General features: G+C 37.1%; 19 protein-coding genes and 1 pseudogene. 6 read left to right on the plus strand and 14 right to left on the minus strand.

Annotated elements, in window-relative coordinates; translation table 11 throughout:
- Positions 1–27: 27 nt before the first annotated feature.
- The 3 genes from MHI22_RS14985 to MHI22_RS14995 form a co-directional block, all read right to left on the minus strand.
- Positions 28–1,026 carry an ABC transporter substrate-binding protein gene (locus tag MHI22_RS14985; protein WP_170829870.1) on the minus strand — a complete coding sequence of 333 codons (999 nt, stop codon included), beginning with the start codon at positions 1,024–1,026 and terminating at the stop codon, positions 28–30.
- Positions 1,027–1,343: 317 nt separating this feature from the next.
- Positions 1,344–1,832 carry a VOC family protein gene (locus MHI22_RS14990; protein WP_036128833.1) on the minus strand — a complete coding sequence of 163 codons (489 nt, stop codon included), beginning with the start codon at positions 1,830–1,832 and terminating at the stop codon, positions 1,344–1,346.
- Between the two features lie 375 nt (positions 1,833–2,207).
- A complete protein-coding gene (locus MHI22_RS14995; protein ID WP_036128834.1) occupies positions 2,208–3,500 on the minus strand; it encodes a CitMHS family transporter in 1,293 nt (430 codons plus the stop codon).
- Between the two features lie 363 nt (positions 3,501–3,863).
- Between MHI22_RS14995 and MHI22_RS15000 the strand changes: the two genes are divergently transcribed.
- From MHI22_RS15000 to MHI22_RS15010, 3 genes are all read left to right on the plus strand, one after another.
- Positions 3,864–5,468 (plus strand): AraC family transcriptional regulator, encoded by a 1,605-nt coding sequence (locus MHI22_RS15000; protein WP_340812353.1) that lies wholly within the window; start codon positions 3,864–3,866, stop codon positions 5,466–5,468.
- 98 nt (positions 5,469–5,566) lie between these two features.
- Entirely contained in the window at positions 5,567–6,544 is a 978-nt protein-coding gene (locus tag MHI22_RS15005; RefSeq protein WP_058845223.1) for an ABC transporter substrate-binding protein, read from the plus strand.
- Positions 6,545–7,591 (plus strand): NAD(P)/FAD-dependent oxidoreductase, encoded by a 1,047-nt coding sequence (locus tag MHI22_RS15010; RefSeq protein ID WP_271911386.1) that lies wholly within the window; start codon positions 6,545–6,547, stop codon positions 7,589–7,591.
- Between the two features lie 119 nt (positions 7,592–7,710).
- On the opposite strand, the gene MHI22_RS15015 is transcribed toward MHI22_RS15010, so the two are convergent.
- Positions 7,711–8,676 carry an ABC transporter substrate-binding protein gene (locus tag MHI22_RS15015; protein WP_340812354.1) on the minus strand — a complete coding sequence of 322 codons (966 nt, stop codon included), beginning with the start codon at positions 8,674–8,676 and terminating at the stop codon, positions 7,711–7,713.
- A gap of 339 nt (positions 8,677–9,015) precedes the next feature.
- On the opposite strand from MHI22_RS15015, the gene MHI22_RS15020 reads away from it, so the two are divergent.
- From MHI22_RS15020 to MHI22_RS15030, 3 genes are all read left to right on the plus strand, one after another.
- On the plus strand, positions 9,016–10,764 hold the full coding sequence (locus MHI22_RS15020; protein ID WP_036128840.1) for a methyl-accepting chemotaxis protein: 1,749 nt from the start codon (positions 9,016–9,018) through the stop codon (positions 10,762–10,764).
- A 365-nt stretch (positions 10,765–11,129) separates the two neighbouring features.
- On the plus strand, positions 11,130–11,636 hold the full coding sequence (locus tag MHI22_RS15025; protein WP_180957783.1) for a helix-turn-helix domain-containing protein: 507 nt from the start codon (positions 11,130–11,132) through the stop codon (positions 11,634–11,636).
- Positions 11,621–12,475 carry an IS3 family transposase gene (locus tag MHI22_RS15030; protein WP_340812692.1) on the plus strand — a complete coding sequence of 285 codons (855 nt, stop codon included), beginning with the start codon at positions 11,621–11,623 and terminating at the stop codon, positions 12,473–12,475. Before MHI22_RS15025 ends, MHI22_RS15030 begins: the two co-directional genes overlap by 16 nt.
- Positions 12,476–12,866: 391 nt before the next feature.
- Here MHI22_RS15030 and MHI22_RS15035 read toward each other — a convergent pair.
- The 10 genes and pseudogenes from MHI22_RS15035 to sigW all read right to left on the minus strand — a co-directional run.
- Positions 12,867–12,956: pseudogene (locus MHI22_RS15035) on the minus strand (aminoglycoside phosphotransferase family protein); the annotation flags it as partial.
- Positions 12,957–12,965: 9 nt separating this feature from the next.
- Positions 12,966–13,358: a glyoxalase superfamily protein gene (locus tag MHI22_RS15040; protein ID WP_330493673.1), complete on the minus strand. Its 393-nt coding sequence runs from the start codon at positions 13,356–13,358 to the stop codon at positions 12,966–12,968.
- Between the two features lie 245 nt (positions 13,359–13,603).
- Positions 13,604–14,497 (minus strand): helix-turn-helix domain-containing protein, encoded by an 894-nt coding sequence (locus MHI22_RS15045; protein ID WP_445668854.1) that lies wholly within the window; start codon positions 14,495–14,497, stop codon positions 13,604–13,606.
- A 456-nt stretch (positions 14,498–14,953) separates the two neighbouring features.
- A complete protein-coding gene (gene glmS / locus MHI22_RS15050; protein ID WP_101967027.1) occupies positions 14,954–16,756 on the minus strand; it encodes a glutamine--fructose-6-phosphate transaminase (isomerizing) in 1,803 nt (600 codons plus the stop codon).
- Positions 16,757–17,367: 611 nt separating this feature from the next.
- A complete protein-coding gene (locus tag MHI22_RS15055) occupies positions 17,368–17,883 on the minus strand; it encodes a DJ-1/PfpI/YhbO family deglycase/protease (protein ID WP_141905919.1) in 516 nt (171 codons plus the stop codon).
- Between the two features lie 122 nt (positions 17,884–18,005).
- Complete coding sequence (gene glmM, locus MHI22_RS15060) at positions 18,006–19,358, minus strand: phosphoglucosamine mutase (protein ID WP_036128304.1); 1,353 nt, start codon at positions 19,356–19,358, stop codon at positions 18,006–18,008.
- 226 nt (positions 19,359–19,584) lie between these two features.
- A complete protein-coding gene (locus MHI22_RS15065) occupies positions 19,585–20,661 on the minus strand; it encodes a CdaR family protein (RefSeq protein WP_340812356.1) in 1,077 nt (358 codons plus the stop codon).
- Complete coding sequence (gene cdaA, locus MHI22_RS15070; protein WP_089935020.1) at positions 20,654–21,490, minus strand: diadenylate cyclase CdaA; 837 nt, start codon at positions 21,488–21,490, stop codon at positions 20,654–20,656. The genes MHI22_RS15065 and cdaA overlap by 8 nt, the downstream gene beginning before the upstream one ends.
- A 149-nt stretch (positions 21,491–21,639) precedes the next feature.
- The gene (locus MHI22_RS15075) at positions 21,640–22,266 is read right to left on the minus strand and encodes an anti-sigma factor family protein (protein ID WP_058845282.1); all 627 of its coding nucleotides are present in this window, start codon (positions 22,264–22,266) and stop codon (positions 21,640–21,642) included.
- A gap of 13 nt (positions 22,267–22,279) precedes the next feature.
- On the minus strand, positions 22,280–22,843 hold the full coding sequence (sigW, locus tag MHI22_RS15080; RefSeq protein ID WP_004225410.1) for an RNA polymerase sigma factor SigW: 564 nt from the start codon (positions 22,841–22,843) through the stop codon (positions 22,280–22,282).
- Position 22,844: the final 1 nt, after the last annotated feature.

The raw sequence follows: 22,844 nt of genomic DNA on the forward strand, positions 1-22,844 counted from the left end.
AAAAAATTGATTAGGTAAATACAATTTTTACTGTTTGTGCATCCATTCTGGTAACTTTTTATACAATTGCTCCAAAGCTAATAAATTATCTGTATTCCATTCATTAGGAACAACATAAACATTTCCCTTTTTGACTGCAGGTAAAGTTCCCCATATTGGGCTTTGTAGTAGTCGATCCGCCTCTGCTTCACTTTCACCATCCTCTTGTACAATGACAAACAAATGATCACCAGCAAACTCTGGAAGCACCTCTTCGGAAACCTCAAGGAAAGATACCCCTTCTACATCAATAATATTCTTCTGTACAGCTGGTGGGACGGCAAAACCGTTTTCTCCATATATAATGGCGCCAAAGTTACGATCGCCCATAACATAAAGTATTTTACCTAACTGGTAGAATACCGTTGCGGTCTCCCCTTTTGCTAATTGAAGCTTATCAAACATTTCTTTAGATTGCGTTTCAAACTTAGCAATCATTTTACCCACTTCTTCCTGTTTACCCGAGATATTGCCCATCTCCTTTACACGTTCTGTATAAGGAAGAGCTGGGTTAAAGGGAATAGTCGTTGCGATTTTTGACAATTCCTCGTTAAGATTTGGATCGGACTTGTAATAACCATTAATAATCAGATCAGGTTTTAAAGTCAGAATCGTCTCTAAGTTAGCAGGATTTCCAATATCAACGATGCCTTCAAGTTTATCTCCATAGTAACTTGCAGGATCTTGAGGAAGATTATTACCAACAAGGGGAATATCCATCGCCAAGAAATCACCCGTCGTCTGACCAATATAAACTACTCGTTTTGGATCTGCGGGTATTTCAACTTGTTCGCCTGTAATCGTTGTATATTGAACCGTTGTCTCACTTTCCTCTGCTTGCACATCAGATTGAGCTGTTTTCCCATTTTCCTTACCCTGCGCATCAGACGCACTGTCATTAGAATTACTGCATGCCGATAGCATCAACAGTAACAGAAGGAAACTCCCTCCCCATAGTATAAATTGCTTTCGTAGAAGCTTTTTCACATTTATTACCCCTTTCCTTTTTATCTTTAATTGAAAATGATTATCATTTACAGCACTATTATAGTTTGTATGAAAAGGGTAAACAATGGAAAAAACGCAATGATTTATTTGGATAAATGTCAATAGCTTCTCCCAAATAAGCACGTTCTCTTATTTCACTTATTAAGTAACAGAAAGAAGTTTTACATTTATTTAATTATCTCTACACAGCCGTGTTTAATGACAATAACCCAGAAGAGTTTCAATAAAGTTAGATACTAATGCGCAAACAGCAATAAGATTATTCAATTCAAATTTGATAAAAAATCTTGGGTTTTCTATTTAATTTCCTCAGCCAGCTCCAAAATAATTCCTTCTGGTCCGCGAACGTAGCATAATTTATAAGCATTTTCATAGTTAGATATCTCACCAATTAGTTCTGCGCCTTTCTTTGTCAATTTGGTAACAAGGGCTTCAATATCTTCAACAGCAAAGGCAATATGCTGGATACCCAGCGTATTTGCTAAAGGATGCCGTATCCCTATTTCATTTGTTGGCGCGTTAAATTTTACTAGTTCAATATTTGTATCACCATCTGGCGTTCGCAACATTACTATTTCTAAATTTGCGTCACTATCCGATAGTCGCCATATTGCCGTTTCCTCTTTAACGTCTTGAAGCCCTATTATCCGCTCCATCCTCTTTACCCACTCACCCTCCACTTTTCCTTCCCCTAGCATCTCAAGGCCAAATTCAAGGAAAAATGCTTTTGCTGCTGGAAGATCATTGACGATTATCCCCACATGATCGATCTTACGGATTTTCATATTTCATACCACCTTTCTCCTAATTTTAATAATTTCTTTTTGATTGTTGAATAGCTTTTCCCCTATACTCAACAAACTATCCACCATTGGCAAATATCTATAACTAACATGAACTAATAATCCTAAGTCTTAATCTTTTTGATCGTATATTTATGATAGTCCTTTTTACGAACAAAAACGTTTTTCTGAAACAACTCCATAGACCTTAAACATCTAATTTTTGATTAAGGGTGGTTTTAGACTCTTTTCATTTCCTCCAATAACAATCTACAAAAGAAGCCCATTACTTTTGTAGATTTAATACAGATAAACATTTTTTTACTTGGTCATCTCTTCAACCCTGTGAACAATAGATTTTAAACTTATTATGTTAATTTAAAGAGGGAAAATCCCTAATACTACACAGACGATCATCATGACAATGGTAGAACCGAAAGCCCACTTTAAGAAGATACGTTGTAATGTGCCGAAATCCTCTCCAACCATACCTACTAATAAATAAGTAGATGGAACAAGTGGACTTAGAAGATGGACTGGCATCCCTAATAGAGAAGCTCTACCAATTAAGGCGGGGTCGATGCCATATACCGCTCCTGCCTTGGCAAGTAATGGCAGCACTCCATAGTAAAAGGCATCGTTGGACATAAAAAATGTAAAAGGTGCGCTAAGGATGGCTGTAACTACTGCAAAATGAGAACCCATTGCATCTGGAATATAATGAATTACTGAGTTTGCCATCGCATCTACCATTGCTGTTCCTGAAAGAATCCCTGTAAAAATCCCAGCTGCAAAAACCATTGAAACAACTGATAATGCATTGTCAGCATAATTCGCAATACGTTCCTTTTGGTCTTTCAATTTTGGATAGTTTACAGTAATCGCAATCGCAAAACCAAGCATAAATAATGTAACAGGTGGTAATAGCTCCATAATTAACGCTATTAAAAGAATGATTGTTAGTGCATAGTTAAAGATAATTAGTTTTGGACGTTTCAAAGAGTCATCCTCGACTGTAGCAGCAGGCTGAACTGCAGTTTCATAATCATATTCTATAACACCAATTCGCTTCCTCTCCTGTCTTCCGAACATAAATGCCATGAGCAGAACAAAGATAGCGCCGCCAATCATCGCGGGAATCACGGGTGTAAAAACTTCAGACATTTCAAGATTCAATGCTGTCATAACCCTTGCAGTTGGCCCTCCCCAAGGTAGGAGGTTCATAACACCTGAGGCTGAAACGGCAATACCGGCTAATACAATTGGTCGCATGCCAATTCTTTTATAAAGCGGTAAAAATGCTGAAATAGTAATCATGTAGGTTGTTGTACCATCACCATCTAAAGAAATCAGAAGGGCTAATACGGCTGTTCCGATGGCAATTTTTACAGGATCACCTTTTACTAACCTAAGAATTGTTTGAATGATTGGATCAAATACTCCAGCATCAATCAAAATACCAAAGAAAAGAATGGCAAATAAAATCATAATCCCGGTTGGAGCCACACTTTTAATCCCATCCAACATCATAGGACCCATTTCACTTCCGAATCCACCAATAACTGCAAACGTAATGGGAACTACCATTAATGCAATCATCGCTGTAAGACGACCAGTCATAATCAAAATCATAAATACTATTATCATTAAAAAACCTAAAATTGCTAGCATTCTAATCCCCCCAATGACCCTTTTAAGTTATTTATCAATTCTATAAATAACTAATTTTCCGAATATTAAACCTTATAGTAAAACAACATCGAGCAAATGTAATCGTTTTCAAATTAATGTTTATTAATTTCTTTATATCTATTACGTACATTTTGTTCACTAAAAGTAATACCTTCCATTTCAATAGCTTCTTAAGATGCCTATTGTACACATTAAAAATACCTCCCTTATCAAAGGGAGGCCATACATTTTGATGTTCTGTAAGGATTTTTTATTTCCTATGTTTGAACTTGTCTTTTTTATGCCGTCTGCTGTGATATTCCGTAGTATACTTTTATCACAACAAACTAAAGGAGTACATAAATGCTTGATTCTAATCCTAATTGGCTGGCACATTGCACAGAAATAAAAGATTTAGCCAAATCCTTATTTCAAAAGTCTACGATACATCTTGAAAGTGCGGCTCTCTTATTGATTACGGATGGCCAAACCACCCTGTCCATTAATGGGCACAAAGAGCATATTGTTTTTGGGCATTTGATTGCCCTCGAAAGTGATGCGGTTATCCAACTTACAAATACAAACCGTCTTGATTTTTCAGGCTATTTAATTAGCTTTGCACTGTATGATACAGCAATGAAATTAACCCGTAAATGGTCTATCAATACAATGAATGGTTACTATATTCAGCGAGTGCCTGAAACGATCATAGCTGATATTCGGATGTCGCTCGCTAAAAATATAGACCCTCTCCATAACACCATTAAACAATTTATTTTATACAGTTTGTTGAAGGAATTACAGCAAGAGCAATCAACAGATGAATACACACTTGAGGAAAGAATGGAACAGACAGTTATTTATATGCAAAAAAAATATAACCAAACAATGACAAGAAATGAACTAGCAGCCATCGCTGGATATAGCCCATGGTATTATTCGAGAAAGTTCATTGAGTTATATGATAAAACACCGATAGCTTATTTAATTAGTTATCGTATTTACCGTGCGCAAGAAATGCTATTAACAACAGATGATTTATCACAAAATGTCGCAAAAAAAGTTGGTTTTGATGATGTGCAGCACTTTAGTCGACAGTTTAAACGCATTGTAGGTCATCCACCTAAGAAATTCAAAAAGACCGTTGGTGAATATCGTGTTTGCTTTCTATCACCTGCACACGCAGAAATTGCAATCGCATTAGGGGTTATACCAAATTGTGTTACTGTGACGAGCTCCCTCACTCCAAAATATCAAAAGAATCTTTTTCATGAAGTTGGTACAACCATCTTAGAAATGCCTCAATATGTGATTCAACAAGACATCATTGTACAACAGCAACCCGATTTAATTATCGGTGTCGACTTAACGGAAGAGACAAAACAACACTTCCAAACGATCGCACCTGTAATTACCGGGCTACCTTATGATTTAAATTCATCAATTCGTTACTTTGGTGAATTGTTTAATAAAGAGAATGAAGCTACACAAATTATTCACGAACTTACGACACATGTAGATGTTCTAAAAAATAAAATACAACACCATCTTGTAAAGAATGCTACTGTACTTTACTTACGTGTGGAGGAGTTGGGTTATCGCTATGTCGGTGAATCTTCTAGTGACTCCGCTACCCTTTTATATCAGGAACTTGGCTTAAAAATGCCTGAATCATTGCACACAAATAAAAATAGTTTCAACATATGTTCTTTACAACAATTAGTGGTAGCCAATCCTACTTATTTGTTTATTGAAAAACGCATAATGGATTATTATACAGCCGACCTTAGCTTAGCTACTTTACAAAAAAGTGAGCAGTGGAAAAATTTAGATGCTGTGAAAAATAAACGTGTGTTTTATGTGGATACGGGTTTATGGATAAACAATTGCAGTGTGTTTGGCAAAAGAAAAATTATGCAACAGATTGAGCAGTCGATTTTGGATGGTGTTTGCCCTAAAACACAATAATCCAATTTTTAAGGCACTTTACGCTATAGTAGGCACTCTCATTCCCTGTTATTATTTGATAGTGATAATCATTATCAAATAAAAAGGAGCTATAATCAATGAAAAAAACGATGCAATATATACTTTTTATGTTAGTAGCTTTAACATTAGTTGCTTGCTCAAGCACTAATAAAGAGAGCGGAAATGAGACAAAGGGTCAAGAAGAACAAAGTGAGCCTACAACGAGTGTTGTAAAAGATGCCTATGGTGATGTCACGATCCCTACTGAACCTAAAAATATGTTAGTTCTTAGTTCTAACTATGCTGAAAACTTAATTGAAATCGGTGTAACGCCTCAAATGGTGACAGTTGTTGAAGAAATTGAACCTGAGTATCGCTTCAAATTATTCAATGACAACAATGTTAAAATTATTCCGACTGTGCAATATGAAGATAATTTAGAAGTTATTCTTGAAGCTGCACCAGATGTCATTATTGCTCAGGGTGCAGCGATTGATGCTAAAAAATACGAAGCTTTAAGTAAAATTGCTCCTACTGTTGCTGTTGAGGCAGGCGTTGCAATAGATGAATATGTTCCTGTGCTTGGTGAACTGTTCAAGAAAGAGAAAGAAGCTACACTTGCTCTCGAGAAGTATAGGGAAAAAATAGAAGAAACCAAAGAAAAACTACACGATGCTATAGGTGACGAAAAAATTCTTGTATTACGGGTAGAACAAAATCAATACCGTGTACTAGGCACTGAAAAAGGTAGCCCTGGTAGTGATATGCTATACACACAACTTGGGTTAAATATTCCAACTATGTTGAAAGATAATAATGAGTGGTTCACGCCCATTTCCTTAGAGGTTTTACCTGACATTGATGCAGACCATATTTTTGTCGAACAACGTCAAATGCAAAATTATAGTAGTGAACAATCTATGAAAGATTTAGAGAATAGCCCGATGTGGCAAGCAATGGATGCTGTGAAAATCGGCAATGTTTATCCATTAAAAACAGCAGATTACGTTGTAGGTGAAGGTTTAATTGGCTCTCCACTATTCCTTGATTATTTAGTTGAAAAGTTGGTGCCTTAAATGGAACAAGAGATTTATGATGTAATTATAATCGGTGGTGGGCCGGCTGGCATGTATGCTGCCTTTTACAGTGGCATGCGTGAAATGAAAACGAAAATTATCGAAGTAAAACAGGAATTAGGTGGTTTTATGCGCACCTATCCCGAGAAATTGGTATGGGATGTCGGTGGTATTGAACCTATTCGCTGTGAAGAAATTATTCATTCCTTAATCAAGCAAGCTATGACATTTAATCCAACAATCGTATTTGGTCAAGAAGTTGTTGGCATGGAAAAACGCGACGATGGCATTTTCGTCTTAACAGCTAAAACAGGCGAGAAACATTATACGAAAACGATTATTTTAGCTACAGGACGTGGTATTACACGCATTCAAAAATTAACGATTGAAGGCGCTGACCGTTATGAACTAAACAACCTTCACTATACGGTAACGAACATCAATAGGTTTAAAGATAAACGTGTACTCATTTCTGGTGGCGGCGACTCAGCTGTAGATTGGGCTATTGAAATGGCTCCTATTGCCAAAGAAGTATACGTTGTTCATAGACGAGATGACTTCAGTGCCTTTGAATCATCTGTAACACGCATGAAGTCTATCGCAACAACCTATGTTCCGTATACAGTTTCTCGTTTACATGGCAATGGCAATAAAATTGAACATGTCATATTACAGCATGTTGATTCTAATGATATGACAAAAATTGAAGTAGATGAAGTGCTTGTCAATCACGGATTTGACCGACACTTTGGCGGCGCCATTTTAGATTGGGGCTTGGCCTCTGAAGAATGGGGCATTTCCGTTACTCCCAAAATGGGTACAAGCATGCCAGGCATCTTTGGCGCAGGCGATATTGTAACGAATGAAGGGAAAATAAGACTGATTGCAGGCGCATTTAACGATGCTGTCCTCGCTGTCAATAGCGCCAAATTATACATTGACCCTACAGAATCAAAAATGGCAGGCGTTTCTTCTCATAATGACCGCTTCGCTGAAAAAAATGAAGCGTTACAACAAAAGAATAAAGCTGTAACTACACATAAGTAATCAGCTAATACCTTCCCCATTAGATAAACAAATCATCTGTTTATCTAATGGGGTTTTTTATTGAAGCAAGAAAGGTCTTCGTGGAGCTTAAGAAAAACGCAACTGCTTGAAGTTTTACTTTATTGTTTTTGTACTAATTCAATAATTTGTTCTGCCATGTGCTCTGCTTGATGGATAACAGAGATTGGATCTGCTGAGAAGAAGTACTTCCCATCGAATGTAATCACTTTATTATTTTTCACAACCTCTAAATTATCCCATGTAGAAGTCGTTTCGTATTTTTGACCATAATCTAAAACACCTACATAATCACCTACATAGTCACCTACCGTTTCCCATGAAATACGTTGCTTCTGCCAATCTCCCTTGCTATCTTCAATTAGCTTTTGTATAGATGTTGGTGCTGTAAGTTTTAACAAATCATACATCGCTTCACCACCTGAGTTACCACTAGGAATCACAACAATCTCTTTGTCTGTTAACGTAAAGAGTGAGAATGTTATGCCTTCTGGGATTACGGCTTTGATTTTTTCTTCAGCTACCTTTGCACGCGCCGTATAATCTGCCATAAACTTCTTCGCCTCTTCTTGGTGATTTAACATTTCGCCAATTGCTAAAATTTCTGCTTCCACACTATCGTAGCTATCCGTACTGAACACAATAGTAGGTGCAATTTTTTCATATTGTTTTATATTTTCCTCTGCAAACGTAATAATTAAATCTGGTTTTAGACTAGTAGCTGTTTCTAAAGATACAGTATCTTCATTCCCAAGATCTACAATGTCCTGCCCCTGATAGTAATCCTTTAAAAATTCACCATAATCAATGACCTTTGTCGTTGAAGCAACTGGTACAATGCCTACAGCTAATACGTGACCTAAATCCCAATCCACAATAACACGTTGTGGGTCTATGGGAACTTCTACTTCACGTCCTACCGAATCTGTTACAATACGTGTTGTTTCAGTCGTTGTAGATTCCTTGTCATCCTTTGTACCTTCTGTTTTACTACTACAAGCCGCTATTATTAGCAGTAGACTCATTACCAACATTACTAGAACGGCTTTTTTTATGTATTTATTCATAATCCTTCTCCTTTAAATACTATTGTTACCTATTATATTGAAAATGATAATCATTTTCAATTATTGTAGCTGTAAAAAAGTTTGCTCCAATAATATTCACCTATTAGACTTGATAAACAAGAATGATTAATCCAAACATGTTATATATGAATTTCTTTTCTTAACATCCTTTATCCAGTTTTTAATTTGGTTAATCATGTAATAATACCCACCCTAATAATAAGAAGAATTTGCTTCTAGCTTTTCATATACAGCGTAATATAAAAAATAATTCCGATACCATTGAATTATGTAGATTACTGTCGAAATATACCTATATATAGTTGTGGGAGGAAGCAAATGATGAAGAGAATTTTACAGTTACGAAGCATTTCAAGAAAGTTAATGCTACTAATCACAATTATTATACTTGTAACAGTTGTGATTATCGGCTCAACAAGTTATGTTGTTGCCAAAAATCAGCTCTTAGAATCCGGTCAAAGAGAACTACAAAGCATCGTCAAGGGGGCTTATACTTCATTAGAACTGATTAATGAAGAAGTGGAAATTGGCAAAATAACACTAGAGGAAGGTAAAGAACAAGCGAGAATTATTCTAAATGGGCCAGTAAATGAAAATGGAGAGTATGATTATCAAAAGTCTCATTTTACTTACAAAGAAAATGGTTATATATTAGCTTTTGACGAGGATTTAGTGTTACAACTCCATCCTTCTAAAATAGGTGGAGCTCCTGTCGATGACCTCAACAGAAGTAATCGAGAAAAGATCGTTGCAGGCGGCAAGTCCGAAAATGAATCAGATCGCTATGTCGTTTATTCTGATAAACAGCCAGATGGTTCTTTTAAAGATAAAACAGCCTATACAGAATATTTTGAGCCTTGGGGTTGGACTCTTGGAATTGCTGTTTTTCAAGATGAATTTTATGAAGGATTAAACATCTTACAATATATTATCTTTGGTGCAACAATTGTACTCATTATTTTAAGTTCAATTGTGTTTTATTTAGGTATTCGGAGGAAATTAAATACACTAAAAGAAGTAGCTGAAGCATCAACAAAAATTGCTGATGGTCATATAATTGTTACCAATCTACCTGAATCAAGTGATGAAATTGGGCAACTTGCGACTGCTTTTAATAAAATGTCACAGCAATTACGTACACTCGTCGAAAAGACTAAAAATACTAGTGAACATTTATTGGATTCAGCGACCAACTTATCAGCAATTTCAGAAGAAACATCTGCTAGTAGTGATGAAGTTGGTAGAGCAGTTAACGAAATTGCTACTGGTACACAAGAACAAGCCCATGATTTGGACAAGATAAACCGAACAGTAGAGCTATTATCAAGTTCGATAGAAACTACGGAAAAACAAAGTAAAGTGATGTACGACATTACAAAACATGCTGAAAAAATATCAGCCGAGGGAATTGCAATAGTTCATCAATTACAACAATCCAATACTGATTCATTGGCAGCATCAGAAGAAGTCAGTTATGAGATTAAAAATTTAAATAGTAAAATCAATCAAATCACACAGGTAATGGAAACAATTGAAACAATCGCTGAACAGACGAATTTACTCGCTTTAAACGCAAGCATTGAAGCAGCAAGAGCTGGTGAGTATGGTAGAGGTTTTTCAGTTGTTGCCGATGAAATAAGGAAACTAGCAGAACAATCGAAAAATGCTACTCACCAAGTACAAGGAGTGGTTTCATCTATTGTTTCAGAAACAACTAAAACAGTTGAAACTGTAGAAGGAACAATGGAGACTGCTAAAAAGTTAAATGATGATGTAGTGCTAACACAAAGTAAATTCAATCAAATGTCTGATTCTGTTAAGCAAATTGTGGAATCGATATTAGCAGTTAATAAAGAAATGGACGTTATGACCTCCTATAATAAGTTGATGAGTGAAGGAATCGAAAGTGCGTCCAGCGTATCAGAACAGACGGCCGCTTCCGTACAGGAAATTGCTGCTTCCATAGATGAGCACATTAAAGCAATTGCTGATGTTGCTAATGCTGCTGAAAAACTAACGGAATTAAATCGTGAATTAAATTCTTTAATGGAGCGATATACTTTATAAAAAGGTAGCGATGTTATGAATATGGTTTAAAATGACTACAAAAGATAACTGATTTCAAACTTTATAAGGTATTGAAGGTATTCCATAGTTTTTGGAACTCTTGATGAAACATATAATAGATTATAATACCAAAGCATCGAATCAAATGATTCGATGCTTTTCATGTTGTTGAAAAAAGGTAATGTCAACGGCATAATAAGCAATTTTGCAAGGCGAGGGGTTGATTTCCGTTCCGCCAGCGTCCTTTCCAGGGGGCGTCCGATGAGCCGCTTCACTCACTGCGTTCGCTCCAGGGTCTCCTCTGTGACGCTATGAGCTGCACCCAAAATATTGGACTTAAAAATCTACTATAGGGGGTGCAGGTAGTGATTTCTGATGAACAAAAATTAGCCGCAGTTCTAGCTTACTTTGAAGAAAAAGAAAGTACGTATCAGATTGCCAATCGATTACAGAGGGATCGACAGTACATTCGATTATGGATTGAATTATATCGCTATCATGGCATCGAAGGAATTATTCGTCCTCAAGGGTTCACGAATTACGAAGATTCTTTTAAAATAAAAGTAATTCAACACCTGATAGAGACGGGCGATTCGCTCCTTCAGACTGCTGCGAAGTTTAATATTCCTTCCCGTGAAACCGTTCGGAGATGGAAAAAACAATGGATGTCAACGGCTGGTGAGGTGCTCTATCAAGTAGAAAAGGAGCGCCAATCAATGCCAAAAAAACAACCACCTTCGTCCGATTTAAATGGAAAAACAACGGATGAGTTAAAAGCCGAAATTGAGTATTTACGGATGGAAAATGCCTATTTAAAAAAGTTGAAAGCCTTAGTTCAAGAAAAGGATGCCTTCAAATCCAAGAAAAAGTAAGAGCTGTCTATGAGCTAAGGTTGGATTTTCCTCTTCAAGCTCTATTAAAAGTCGCGAAACTTAAGAAAAGTACGTATTATTATCATCTCCAAAAATGGGTAAAACCAGATAAATATCAAACGATCAAAGAACGAATTCAGACGCTTTTTCATTACCATAAGGGGCGTTATGGCTATCGTCGTATTTGTTTAGCCCTCCGAAATGAAGGGTTTTTCATCAACCATAAAACGGTCCAACGATTGATGCAAGAATTGGGCTTAAAAGGGACGGTACGCCCTAAAAAATACCGTTCGTATAAAGGGACAGTCGGCTATGTCGCAGAGAATGTCATCCAACGTGATTTTGAAGCCACTGCACCCAATCAGAAATGGGTAACCGATGTAACGGAGTTTAAAATAAACGGTCAAAAAATCTATATATCCGCTGTATTAGATTTATTCAATCGAGAAATCGTTGGGTATGAGGTATCAAAATCACCTAATTTTGAGTTAGTTCAACAGTCTTTTAAGAAGGCGTTTACGTATACAAAGTTATCGAAAAAGAGTGGCTTAATCGTCCATTCTGATCAAGGATGGTTATATCAAATACCACGTTTTAAAGCGTTATTGGCAACACATGAAATCAAGCAAAGTATGTCACGGAAAGGAAATTGTTTAGATAATGCCGTGATAGAAAGCTTTTTTGGCATTATGAAATCAGAATTTCTATACGCAACAACGTTTAAGAACTACGAAGCATTCAAAAAAGCGTTAGTAGACTTTATCCACTACTACAATCATGAGCGGATAAAAATAAAACTCAACGGAAAAAGTCCAGTTGAGTTTCGAAGAGTTTCTTAAAAGTTCAAATTTTTGGGGTCAGTTCACTAAATCCCCTAGGAGTGACGCTGGTTCCACTCCAATCAACCATTCTGCAAAAGTGTCTTTTCCTGAACAAAATAGCCCATTATTTATATTATAAGAGAGGATAGCCTCTTACTTTCAATTTGGAGAAGTGATGCGTGACAACACCCCTCCACAAAAGAGTAGTGAATACCTTCACTTTTTTATGGATTGGAGTGGAAGGCTACTTGACTCCCGTGGGAATAGCGAGACAGGCGAGCCTCTAAACGGAGTGGTAGCAGAGGAAGTGGCTCGGCGCTCGCCCACAGGAAAGCAAGTAGCCTGCAACGGAAATCCTTTTTCACCTTTCACATAAATTCTATGGATGGTTTTGTTTTTCAACACTATGCAAAGCCCAACCTCTTGCTCGATTCCAAGTGCCTTCATCCATATTTAATGTATTTTTGAATACTTTTCTACTTGTATCATCAAAATGAGTTACCCAATGTTATTTTTGAAGGTTCTCAAAAAAAACAATTCTATTTCCAAATGGGTCTCCAATGCAAACTTCCTGAGAATTCCAAGGGGTTGTTTCGATGCCAGGACGCGTATATTTGTATTTCTTTGATATAAGGTTTGAATGGAGTAACTCTAGGTTTTCTACTTCAATTCTTATAGCACCCCCTGGACAGCAATCTCCATGATGTTCTGAAAGATGAATAATACAATTTCCATAAGAAATTTGCATGTATAAAGGTAGATCATCCTCAAATCGATGTTCCCAATCCAATGCAAACCCCAAAAATGTTAAATAAAATTCTTTCGCTTTCTCCTCATTAAAAATACGGAATATTGGTATGGTGCTTTTCATAAATATTTCAGATGTACTCATTACATACATCACCTTTCCTTAATTTTTTTCACTAAATGATACCATAAATATTCAATATTACTTGTGATTCTTCCTCCATTAAATGGCCCGATTGCGGTATAGTTAAGCAATATTTTCACCAAAACTTTAAGTAATGAACAAGTGTGTTAATTCCTACAAACTTTACAGCCATAATTGCAATTATAACTATAATACTTAATACTACCCCGGTATCTTTTTTACCAGAATTAGCCATGTTATCACTCTTCCTTAAATCATATTTCCTCGTCAAACGATAAATTTATTGGCTCGTCCAGCAGTTCACCATGCACCTCTAAATTAGTTGTTGGAATACTTTCATTCACTTCTTCAAAAGTAAATTGATCTGCCCATACAGTTCCTTGTCCAGACAGAATGATACCAAACGAAATAACAGCACTTTGGGTTGGAACATCTAAAATAATAGAATAATGGTTCCAGTTTGTTGTTCCTTTAATGGGACGATTACTCATATTATCAAATTGAAGAACATCTTCCATTGTGTCGTCTACTCGCATCCACATCCCAGCGTACGTATCTACCTCTTCCGTACGGATGAAACAAGAGAGTCTAATGCGCTTTCCAACAAACTGATTAGCCTTAAATGTTTGCATCATGGTAGCGAATTCAGTTGAATCTAACACTGTTTTGGATTTTAAATAACCTGATGCTTTCCCCTGATGAACAACTTCATGGTCAATTCCCATTTCGTAATTAAATGGATTTGATCCACTTAAAAACCAACCTTTCACCTTTGTATCCATATATGTTTCCTCCTTAATTTTAAGCACGTCTGACATCATTCTGCGATATTTGCCAGGTGGTAGCTTATAAATCTCTTTAAATGCTCTTGTAAATGATTCTTGTGATTCAAACTGATAATATAAAGCGATATCAAGAATGCGTTCACTTGTATAAAGTAAGGCGGAAGAAGCATTAGCCAATCTTCTTAACCGAATATATTCAGTTACTGTCATGCCAATCGTGGATTGGAATATTCGATGAAAGTGATACTTTGAAAAATTTGATTGTGCTGCTATATTTTCCAAAGTAAGTGGTTCATATAGGTTTTCTTCCACATACAAAATGATTTTCTTAATTATAATTTCATGGTTATACAACGAAGGCATCTCCTTTAAATATAGGATATCAAGGTTCTTCATTCGTTTTTTGATATATCTTGCGAAGTAATCGCTGCATCCTAAAAATCATTAAAAAGAGGTTGATGTAATATCAGCCTCTTTTTATATCTGCAACAATATTGGCCCGATTGTGGAATAAGAAAAGATCCTACGTATCAACACAGGCTCTTTAATCAATCTTTATTTTAAATAAGCGAACTTTGTTATAAATGATCAATCTTTTTTATAAAACTACACCAAGAACCTTTTCCATATTAATGTTCTAACCAATTAAATTCATTCCTATAAAATTACCTTTTTCCAAAGAATCAAAAATGACCTCTTCTGGATACCAAATCCGAAGAGGTCATTTTTAACCAAACTTTATTTCAAATGGTCAAACTTTGTTATAAACAATCAATATTTTTTATTAGACTACACTAGCATAAATGCTTAAACCTAATCCTATTCAACAGTCACCGATTTAGCCAAGTTACGTGGTTTATCCACATCACAACGACGGTGAAGTGCTGCATAGTAGCTAATTAATTGTAATGGCACTACAGATACAAGTGGTGTTAGTAATTCGTGAACATGCGGAATGACTAGACGGTCACCATCTTCATCAATGCCTGCCATTGCAATGATACAAGGATATGCGCCACGAGCTGCTACTTCTTTGACATTACCACGGATATTTAATCCTACTGATGCTTGAGTGACAAGTGCAAACACTGGTGTACCTTCTTCGATTAAGGCAATTGTTCCGTGCTTCAGTTCGCCACCAGCAAAGCCTTCTGCTTGAATGTACGAGATTTCTTTCAGTTTTAAGGCCCCTTCTAGGCTGACATAGAAGTCCATATTACGGCCAATGAAGAATGCGTTACGCGCGATTTTTAAGTAGTCTTCTGCAATATCTTCTAACACATCTTTTGAATCGATAATTGTTTGGATTCCATTAGCGGCAATCGCAAGCTCTTGTTTTAAATCAAATTCTAAGCCTTTGCCATTTGCCTTTGCCGTTACATACGCTGCTAACGCAAGTACTGCTACTTGAGCAACATAAGCTTTTGTAGAAGCCACTGCAATTTCCGGGCCTGCATGTAATAACAATGTATGATCTGCTTCACGTGATAGCGTTGAGCCAGGTACGTTTGTAATCGTTAATGTTGGATAGCCAAGTTCTTTAATTTTTACAAGTACTTGACGGCTGTCAGCTGTTTCACCTGATTGTGTAATAAAGATAAATAAAGGCTTTTCTGATAGTAATGGCATGTTGTAGCCGAATTCACTAGAAATATGAACCTCTACTGGGATACCCGCCATTTTTTCGAAATATTGTTTACCGATGAGACCTGCATGGTAGCTCGTGCCTGCCGCAATAATATATAAGCGATCCGCTGCTCTCAATGCCTCTAAAATCTCTGCGTCAATTGTTAAATCGCCATTGTCGCCTTCATATGCTTGAATAATTTTACGAATTACAGTTGGCTGCTCATCCATTTCTTTTAACATATAGTGAGGATAAGTTCCTTTTTCAATATCGCTCATATCAAGCTCCGCTGTATATGGTGCACGCTCTACTACAGAACCATCTAATTTTGTAATTTCGACACTTGCTTTGTGTACAATTACAACCTCTTTGTCATGAAGCTCCACGTATTGATCCGTTACTTGTAGCATAGCCATTGCGTCCGAAGCAACAACATTGAAGCCTTCACCAATACCTACTAAAAGTGGTGATTTATTTTTTGCAACAAAAATAGTATCTGTCGCTTCAGCATCTAATAATGCAAGGGCATATGAGCCATGTAATAGAGATAAAGTTTTACGGAAAGCTTCTGCTGTGCTAAGACCTTCTTTCACAAATAACTCTACTAATTGCACGATAACCTCTGTATCTGTATCAGATTTCATCGGAATGCCTTTTAAATATGTTTTTTGTAATAAATGATAGTTTTCAATAACCCCATTATGCACAAGTGTAAAGCGTCCTGATGCACTTTGATGTGGGTGAGCATTTAAACGATTGGGTACACCGTGTGTTGCCCAACGTGTATGACCAATTCCAATTTTTGCTGCAACTTCCTCGTCCACCGCTTCACGTAAGTCTGCAATACGTCCTTTTTCTTTAAAAACTGTTACACCTTCTTCATTACGTACTGCAATACCAGCTGAGTCATAGCCGCGGTATTCAAGCTTCTCTAAACCCTTTAATAAAATTTCCTTTGCATCTGATTCACCAATATATCCTACAATTCCACACATAAATTCTCGTCCTCCGATATTGTCAATTTCATGCAATGACAAACTAGACCTCATCCTATCGAAGTTTTTTGAATGTACGAGCGATGCTTTATTTTATATTTAAAATAAGCACTCCCTTACATGCAAGCCACCCACTCATTCAGCCAACTGATTAGAGTTTTTTCGATAGGTGAAGCTTCTTTGATTTATCTATTGCTTTTACTATACCTTCTCCATTTTCTGTACATTCAATCACTTAAATGCTTTCAAAATGAAAAATGACAATCGGGTATGTCGATTGGGAGGCATCCGCCGAATTTTCGATAAACCTCCACCTCGTCTGCTGAAGATCTTGTCGTCCGATTTCTTCAGCTCAGGCGCTATAATTGTTTTCCGATTTTGCGCTTTCTTTCCTCCTTAGCGCTCGTTAAAGGATAAGGTCGGACCTCGTCATCTTCAACTTCTCCATCATACTCAATCATATGCTATCCGTCAAATTTTCGTTATAAAAAACACCTAATCCCCATGCTTTTTCGTGACAAATATGTAGACAAATAATTAGTTGCTATGCTAAATAAAGCGGAGTAAATTCCACAAAAAGGCACAAGCAATTGACTGCTTGTGCCTATCTTTTATTTATTGTCTAATAATTTAACTATTTCTCTATTAAAGGCTGGAAGATCGTCTGGCGTTCTACTTGTTACGAGCTGCTTTTGACAGACGAATACTTCTTCATCATGGAATATTGCCCCTGCATTTTCTAAATCCACTTGAATGGATTTATAGCCTGTGGCATCACGACCATTCAGTGTCTTAGCTGTAATTAGCAGCTGTGGTCCATGACAAATAGCAAAGGTCGGCTTCATGTCATCCATAAAGGATTTTACAAATGCCACTACACGATCATCTGCTCGTAATATATCAGGTGAAAAACCACCAGGAATAAATAACGCATCAAATTCTGAGGCGTTTACTTCCTCAATTCCTTTATCTATTTTCACTGGCTCTCCATGTTTCCCCTTAACTTCCTTACCTGCTTCGGTATCAATTGTTACGAGCTGATGCCCAGCTGCTTCTAGAGCTTCTTTGGGGCTTGTAAACTCAATGTCCTCAAACATATCTGTTATCACTGTAGCAATTTTAGCCATATCAATTAAACACTCCTTGTTATTGTGACTCCTTACTACTGTTCCCCATCTCATTCATTTCAAACATTCTTTTTAAACAAGAAAAACTCGATTTCCTGTTATGGAAATCGAGTTTCTATATATTATTCTGCTAAGCCCATTTCTGCACGTACTACGTCCGCAATACGCTCAACAAAACGCTCACAATCTGTTTCTGTTGCTGCTTCTACCATTACACGTACAAGTGGTTCAGTCCCTGAAGGGCGCACTAGAACACGACCATTGCCGGCCATTTCTGCTTCTACCTCTGCAATGACAGCAGCCACCTTCGCATTGTCAGTCACAGCATGCTTATCTGTTACACGTACATTGACAAGACGCTGAGGGAAGATTTTCATTTCAGCAGCAAGCTCTGAAAGCTTTTTACCAGTCGCTTTCATAATGTTGACAAGCTGAATGCCAGTAAGTAATCCATCACCTGTTGTATTAAAGTCTAGAAAAACAATATGCCCTGATTGTTCGCCACCTAAATTGTATTCTTTGGCACGCATTTCTTCTACAACATAACGATCACCAACAGCAGTTTGTACACTTTGCATACCGTTGTCAGCAACAGCTTTGTAGAAGCCCATATTGCTCATAACTGTTGAAACAATCGTTTGCTTTTTCAAGCGTCCTACCGCATTTAAATACTTACCAATGATAAACATAATTTGATCGCCATCAACAATCTTACCGTTCTCATCTACAGCAATTAATCGGTCACCATCTCCATCAAATGCTAAACCAACATCTGCACCTTTTTCAGTAACAAATTTAGCTAGTCCTTCTGGATGTGTAGAACCTACACCATCATTAATATTTAAGCCTGTTGGAGAAGCTCCCATTGTAGAAATATCAGCTTCTAGGTCCGCAAATAAATGTGTAGCCAATGCTGATGTAGCTCCATGAGCACAGTCTAGTGCTACCAGGATACCATCAAATTCCTCATCCACTGTTTGCTTTAAGTATTGAATATATTTTTGACCACCTTCGAAATAGTCACTTACAGATCCTAAATCGGCTCCAATTGGGCGTGGTAGTGTATCCTCTTGTGCATCAAGCAACATTTCAATTTCCGCTTCTTGAGCATCCGTTAACTTAAAACCATCGGGACCAAAAAATTTAATGCCATTATCAGCAACTGGGTTATGTGAAGCTGAAATCATAACGCCTGCATCTGCGCTCATAATTCGAGTAAGGTATGCCACACCTGGTGTTGAAATAATACCAAGACGCATTACTTCTACCCCAATCGATAAAAGACCAGCAACAAGTGCACCTTCAAGCATCTCACCTGAAATACGTGTGTCACGACCAATTAAAACCTTTGGACGATCAGTTGCATCTTTTGTTAAAACATAGCCACCGATACGACCTAGTTTAAATGCAAACTCTGGTGTTAATTCACTATTCGCGACTCCACGGACGCCATCTGTTCCAAAATATTTACCCATTCTACTTATTCTCTCCTTCAATGCAAGACTGTGTCTCTTGAGCTACTATCGCCCAAAAGACACTTGTCCGCTTACTTTTGGAAAAGTCTGTTTTTATTCATTCATTCGGTAATTATTAATATCCCCTCAATCGATTTGTTGGTGACTCCTGTCCTAACTACTCACCAGCACAAACCACGATTGGATTTTGATTTAGAATCAAAATAAAATTATAGTCAGATATTGTTTAAGAATCAATATCTTCCGTTTCTTCAGATGATGTATTTTTATCAGTAGTAGTACTATCATCCGTCACATCTGGTTCTTCAGTTGGAGGTGGCGTTTCCTCTGTAGAAGCTGGTGTTTTCTGTTGTTCTTCTTGCTCTACTTTTGTAATATCTGCCTTCACTTTTATTTTCTTGTCAGATATTTTTGTCACACCATCTGGTAATTTTACATCAAATTCATAAGTTGGAGACTCAGTAATTTTTGACAGGTCAACTATAACTGGAATTTCTGTCAAACCGTCAATAATTGATTTTCTACCATACACTTTTATCATTCTTGGCGCAAATGTTAACGAATTGATCGTAATGTCTTGTGCTGCTTGCCCTGTTTCTTTCAGGACCACTGGAATTTCTCGACTATATTCTGCTATATCAACTTGAACCTTCACAGTTTCAGGCTCTATCGTCACATCTAACTTGTTTAGATCTCGATCCAATACTTTTACTGCCGCATCCTGCGAGAAGGATTGCTTCAAGCCTTGCTCACCTGCAACAGTAGCTTTTACATAGCTAATGCTTTCAATAGCACTTTTTGCACCTGTTACGTAAACGGTTGGTGGATCAGCAGTCATATCTTTTAAAATATAACCTTCTTCGATTAGTCTATTATTCATTTCAGGGTCCACTCGGAACTCTTTCGTGACCTTTTCCTCAATATTCACATGAATAGTTGCAGGGTCTAATGTAACCTTTAACTTATCAGAAATATTTTCGTATTGTAGCTTTACATCATGCTCCCCAATCAATAGATTACTTAAATCGACAAATACAGAGAAATCTTTTGTAGCTCTTGTTTTTATAACAACAGGCATTGGCCCTTTTATCTTCACATCTACTGTTTCAGGTAAGCCTGTTACAATCAGATTTTCATTATCATAATAAACATCTACTGGTACATCACGAATAATATCCGTCTGTTCAGTCGTTGTTGTTGTATTGATTGGAGATAACTCGGTACGAACTGAGAAAAAAAGCAAAAATGCCAAAAATAGCGCTATGATTCTTAATACCCAAGGGCTATCCATCATTTTATCCATTCTTTTTCCCCCTCCAAGTCAACTTAGAGGCAGCATTTGACTCTTGTGCTGAACCGAACCACATTTTTCGTAATAGTGTTTCAAACTCCTCTAGAGAAAGATTACGGTGGAGATTACCATTTAACGTAATACTAATTGCACCTGTTTCTTCTGAGACAACAATTGTAATAGCATCCGTAACTTCACTTAAGCCAAGTGCAGCACGGTGACGTGTCCCTAACTCCTTTGAAATAAATGGACTTTCAGATAGGGGTAAATAACAAGCTGCTGCTGTAACTTTATCTTTTTGCATAATAACCGCTCCATCATGAAGTGGTGTATTCGGTATAAAGATATTAATCAGCAGTTCTGATGAGATTTCAGCATTTAGTCCTATACCCGTTTCAATATATTCATTAAGGCCTGTTTCTTTTTCAATAGAAATTAACGCACCGATTCGACGTTTAGCCATGTAACTAACAGACTTCTTCATCGCCTCAATGAGCCTTGTTTGTTCTTCTTCTTCTTGACTTGATGAACGCTGGAATAGCTTTCCTCGCCCAATTTGTTCTAAACCACGTCTGATTTCTGGTTGGAATATGATAATAATCGCTAAGAAACCAAACTCAATGACCTGTTGTAACATCCAGCCTAGAGTTTGTAACCCTAAAAGGTCTGTTGCAAGTCGGGCAATAATAATGACAAATATTCCCTTCAGTAATTGGACAGCCTTCGTACCTTTAATGAGGGTTAAGACTTTATAAACAACGTACCACACGAGCAGTACATCAATGAAGTTAATAACAATATTCACAGGTGTTAAATCCGTGAAATGTTCGATAATTTGCACGTGGCATCCCCCACTTTTCATTGCGAATCCATACACATTCAAGTATATCACATTCTTAACAAATGTAACTTTTTTCAAATAAAAAGTCTACTCATAAGAGTAGACCTTTCAGCCTCTCACGTGCACTATTTTTTAGGACGTATAGAGTGTTATTTAGTTTCATCTTTTTCCTCAAATGTCATGGCCGTTTTTACAGAATTTTTAATCGTATACCATAACCATTCAAATACTTCGTCAATTTCCTCAATTTTGCCTGAAACTACCGCTGAAGACGCCATATATTGACCGTTAATTACTGTGACATTGCCATCAACTTCACCTTCAACAACCAAATCACCATTTTTAACAACAATATCGCCCTTCACTACTTCTCCTTCAGGTACAATCACCGTTTGACCATCAACAACTAAGTTCGGTTGTTTGGTCACTGAAAAATGCTGGTCATCCATAAAGCTACCCATCAATGTAGCACTCATGAATAAGCAAAATACTGCTGCTGCCACAAAGAACGGATGCCGGCGTATCCATTTTTGTATACCTACTCGACTTTTTGGTTTTGGTAAACGAGCCATCACTGCTGCTTCAAAATCCGGAGGCGCTGTAATATGGGAAGCACTCTTCACAAAGGCGATTGTTTCACTCAATTCTTGCATCAACTGTTTACAATCATTACATGTATGCAAGTGTTGTTTCAACTCTTGCTCATGCTCACGACTAATGTCACCGTCTAAATAATCATGCATATAGTCTATAATATGCTCTGGACAAGTATTCATGACGCTCCCCCTCCTACAGATTGTTTAATTGCTTACGTAATGCCTCACGTCCGCGGTGAATCCTCGTTTTCACCGTTCCAAGCGGCATATCTAAAATCTCGCTAATCTCTTGTAACGATAACTCTTCTATATATTTCAATACTATAACCGAACGGTATTTATCCGGCAATCGTCCAATTTCATATTGAATGCGATCTTGCAGCTCCATTTGCTCTAACTGCTCCTCTGGTAGCTGGTCGTCTGCTGCGATTTGCGAATACATATCAAGCCCTTCTGTACCAGCTACTTCTGCATCTAAATAATAATCCGGTTTCTTTTTGCGAATACGATCAATGCAGAGGTTTGTCGCTATGCGATAAAGCCACGTCGAAAACTTTCTTTTCTGATCAAAAGTATGCAAATTCATATAAGCACGCACAAAAGCTTCTTGAGCAATGTCTTCAGACTCTTGTTTGTTGCCTAACATTCGATAGCATACTTGGTACAGTTTGTGCTGATAGAGACTCACAATATCGGCAAATGCGTTTTGATCGCCTTTAAGCACTTGTTTTATTCTCTTGTTTACTAACGCATCCATT

The sequence above is a fragment of the Lysinibacillus sp. FSL L8-0312 genome (assembly GCF_038003285.1).
GTDB classification, from domain to species: Bacteria; Bacillota; Bacilli; order Bacillales_A; family Planococcaceae; genus Lysinibacillus; species Lysinibacillus fusiformis_D.

What these genes read in the sequence shown, in the direction of transcription:
- MHI22_RS14990 (WP_036128833.1), bottom strand. Translation starts at nt 1,832, where the DNA reads ATGAAAATCCGTAAGATCGATCATGTGGGGATAATCGTCAATGATCTT.
- MHI22_RS14995 (WP_036128834.1), bottom strand. Translation starts at nt 3,500, where the DNA reads ATGCTAGCAATTTTAGGTTTTTTAATGATAATAGTATTTATGATTTTG.
- MHI22_RS15000 (WP_340812353.1), top strand. Translation starts at nt 3,864, where the DNA reads ATGCTTGATTCTAATCCTAATTGGCTGGCACATTGCACAGAAATAAAA.
- MHI22_RS15005 (WP_058845223.1), top strand. Translation starts at nt 5,567, where the DNA reads ATGAAAAAAACGATGCAATATATACTTTTTATGTTAGTAGCTTTAACA.
- MHI22_RS15010 (WP_271911386.1), top strand. Translation starts at nt 6,545, where the DNA reads ATGGAACAAGAGATTTATGATGTAATTATAATCGGTGGTGGGCCGGCT.
- MHI22_RS15015 (WP_340812354.1), bottom strand. Translation starts at nt 8,676, where the DNA reads ATGAATAAATACATAAAAAAAGCCGTTCTAGTAATGTTGGTAATGAGT.
- MHI22_RS15020 (WP_036128840.1), top strand. Translation starts at nt 9,016, where the DNA reads ATGATGAAGAGAATTTTACAGTTACGAAGCATTTCAAGAAAGTTAATG.
- MHI22_RS15040 (WP_330493673.1), bottom strand. Translation starts at nt 13,358, where the DNA reads ATGTATGTAATGAGTACATCTGAAATATTTATGAAAAGCACCATACCA.
- MHI22_RS15045 (WP_445668854.1), bottom strand. Translation starts at nt 14,497, where the DNA reads ATGCCTTCGTTGTATAACCATGAAATTATAATTAAGAAAATCATTTTG.
- glmS (WP_101967027.1), bottom strand. Translation starts at nt 16,756, where the DNA reads ATGTGTGGAATTGTAGGATATATTGGTGAATCAGATGCAAAGGAAATT.
- MHI22_RS15055 (WP_141905919.1), bottom strand. Translation starts at nt 17,883, where the DNA reads ATGGCTAAAATTGCTACAGTGATAACAGATATGTTTGAGGACATTGAG.
- glmM (WP_036128304.1), bottom strand. Translation starts at nt 19,358, where the DNA reads ATGGGTAAATATTTTGGAACAGATGGCGTCCGTGGAGTCGCGAATAGT.
- MHI22_RS15065 (WP_340812356.1), bottom strand. Translation starts at nt 20,661, where the DNA reads ATGGATAAAATGATGGATAGCCCTTGGGTATTAAGAATCATAGCGCTA.
- MHI22_RS15075 (WP_058845282.1), bottom strand. Translation starts at nt 22,266, where the DNA reads ATGAATACTTGTCCAGAGCATATTATAGACTATATGCATGATTATTTA.
- sigW (WP_004225410.1), bottom strand. Translation starts at nt 22,843, where the DNA reads ATGGATGCGTTAGTAAACAAGAGAATAAAACAAGTGCTTAAAGGCGAT.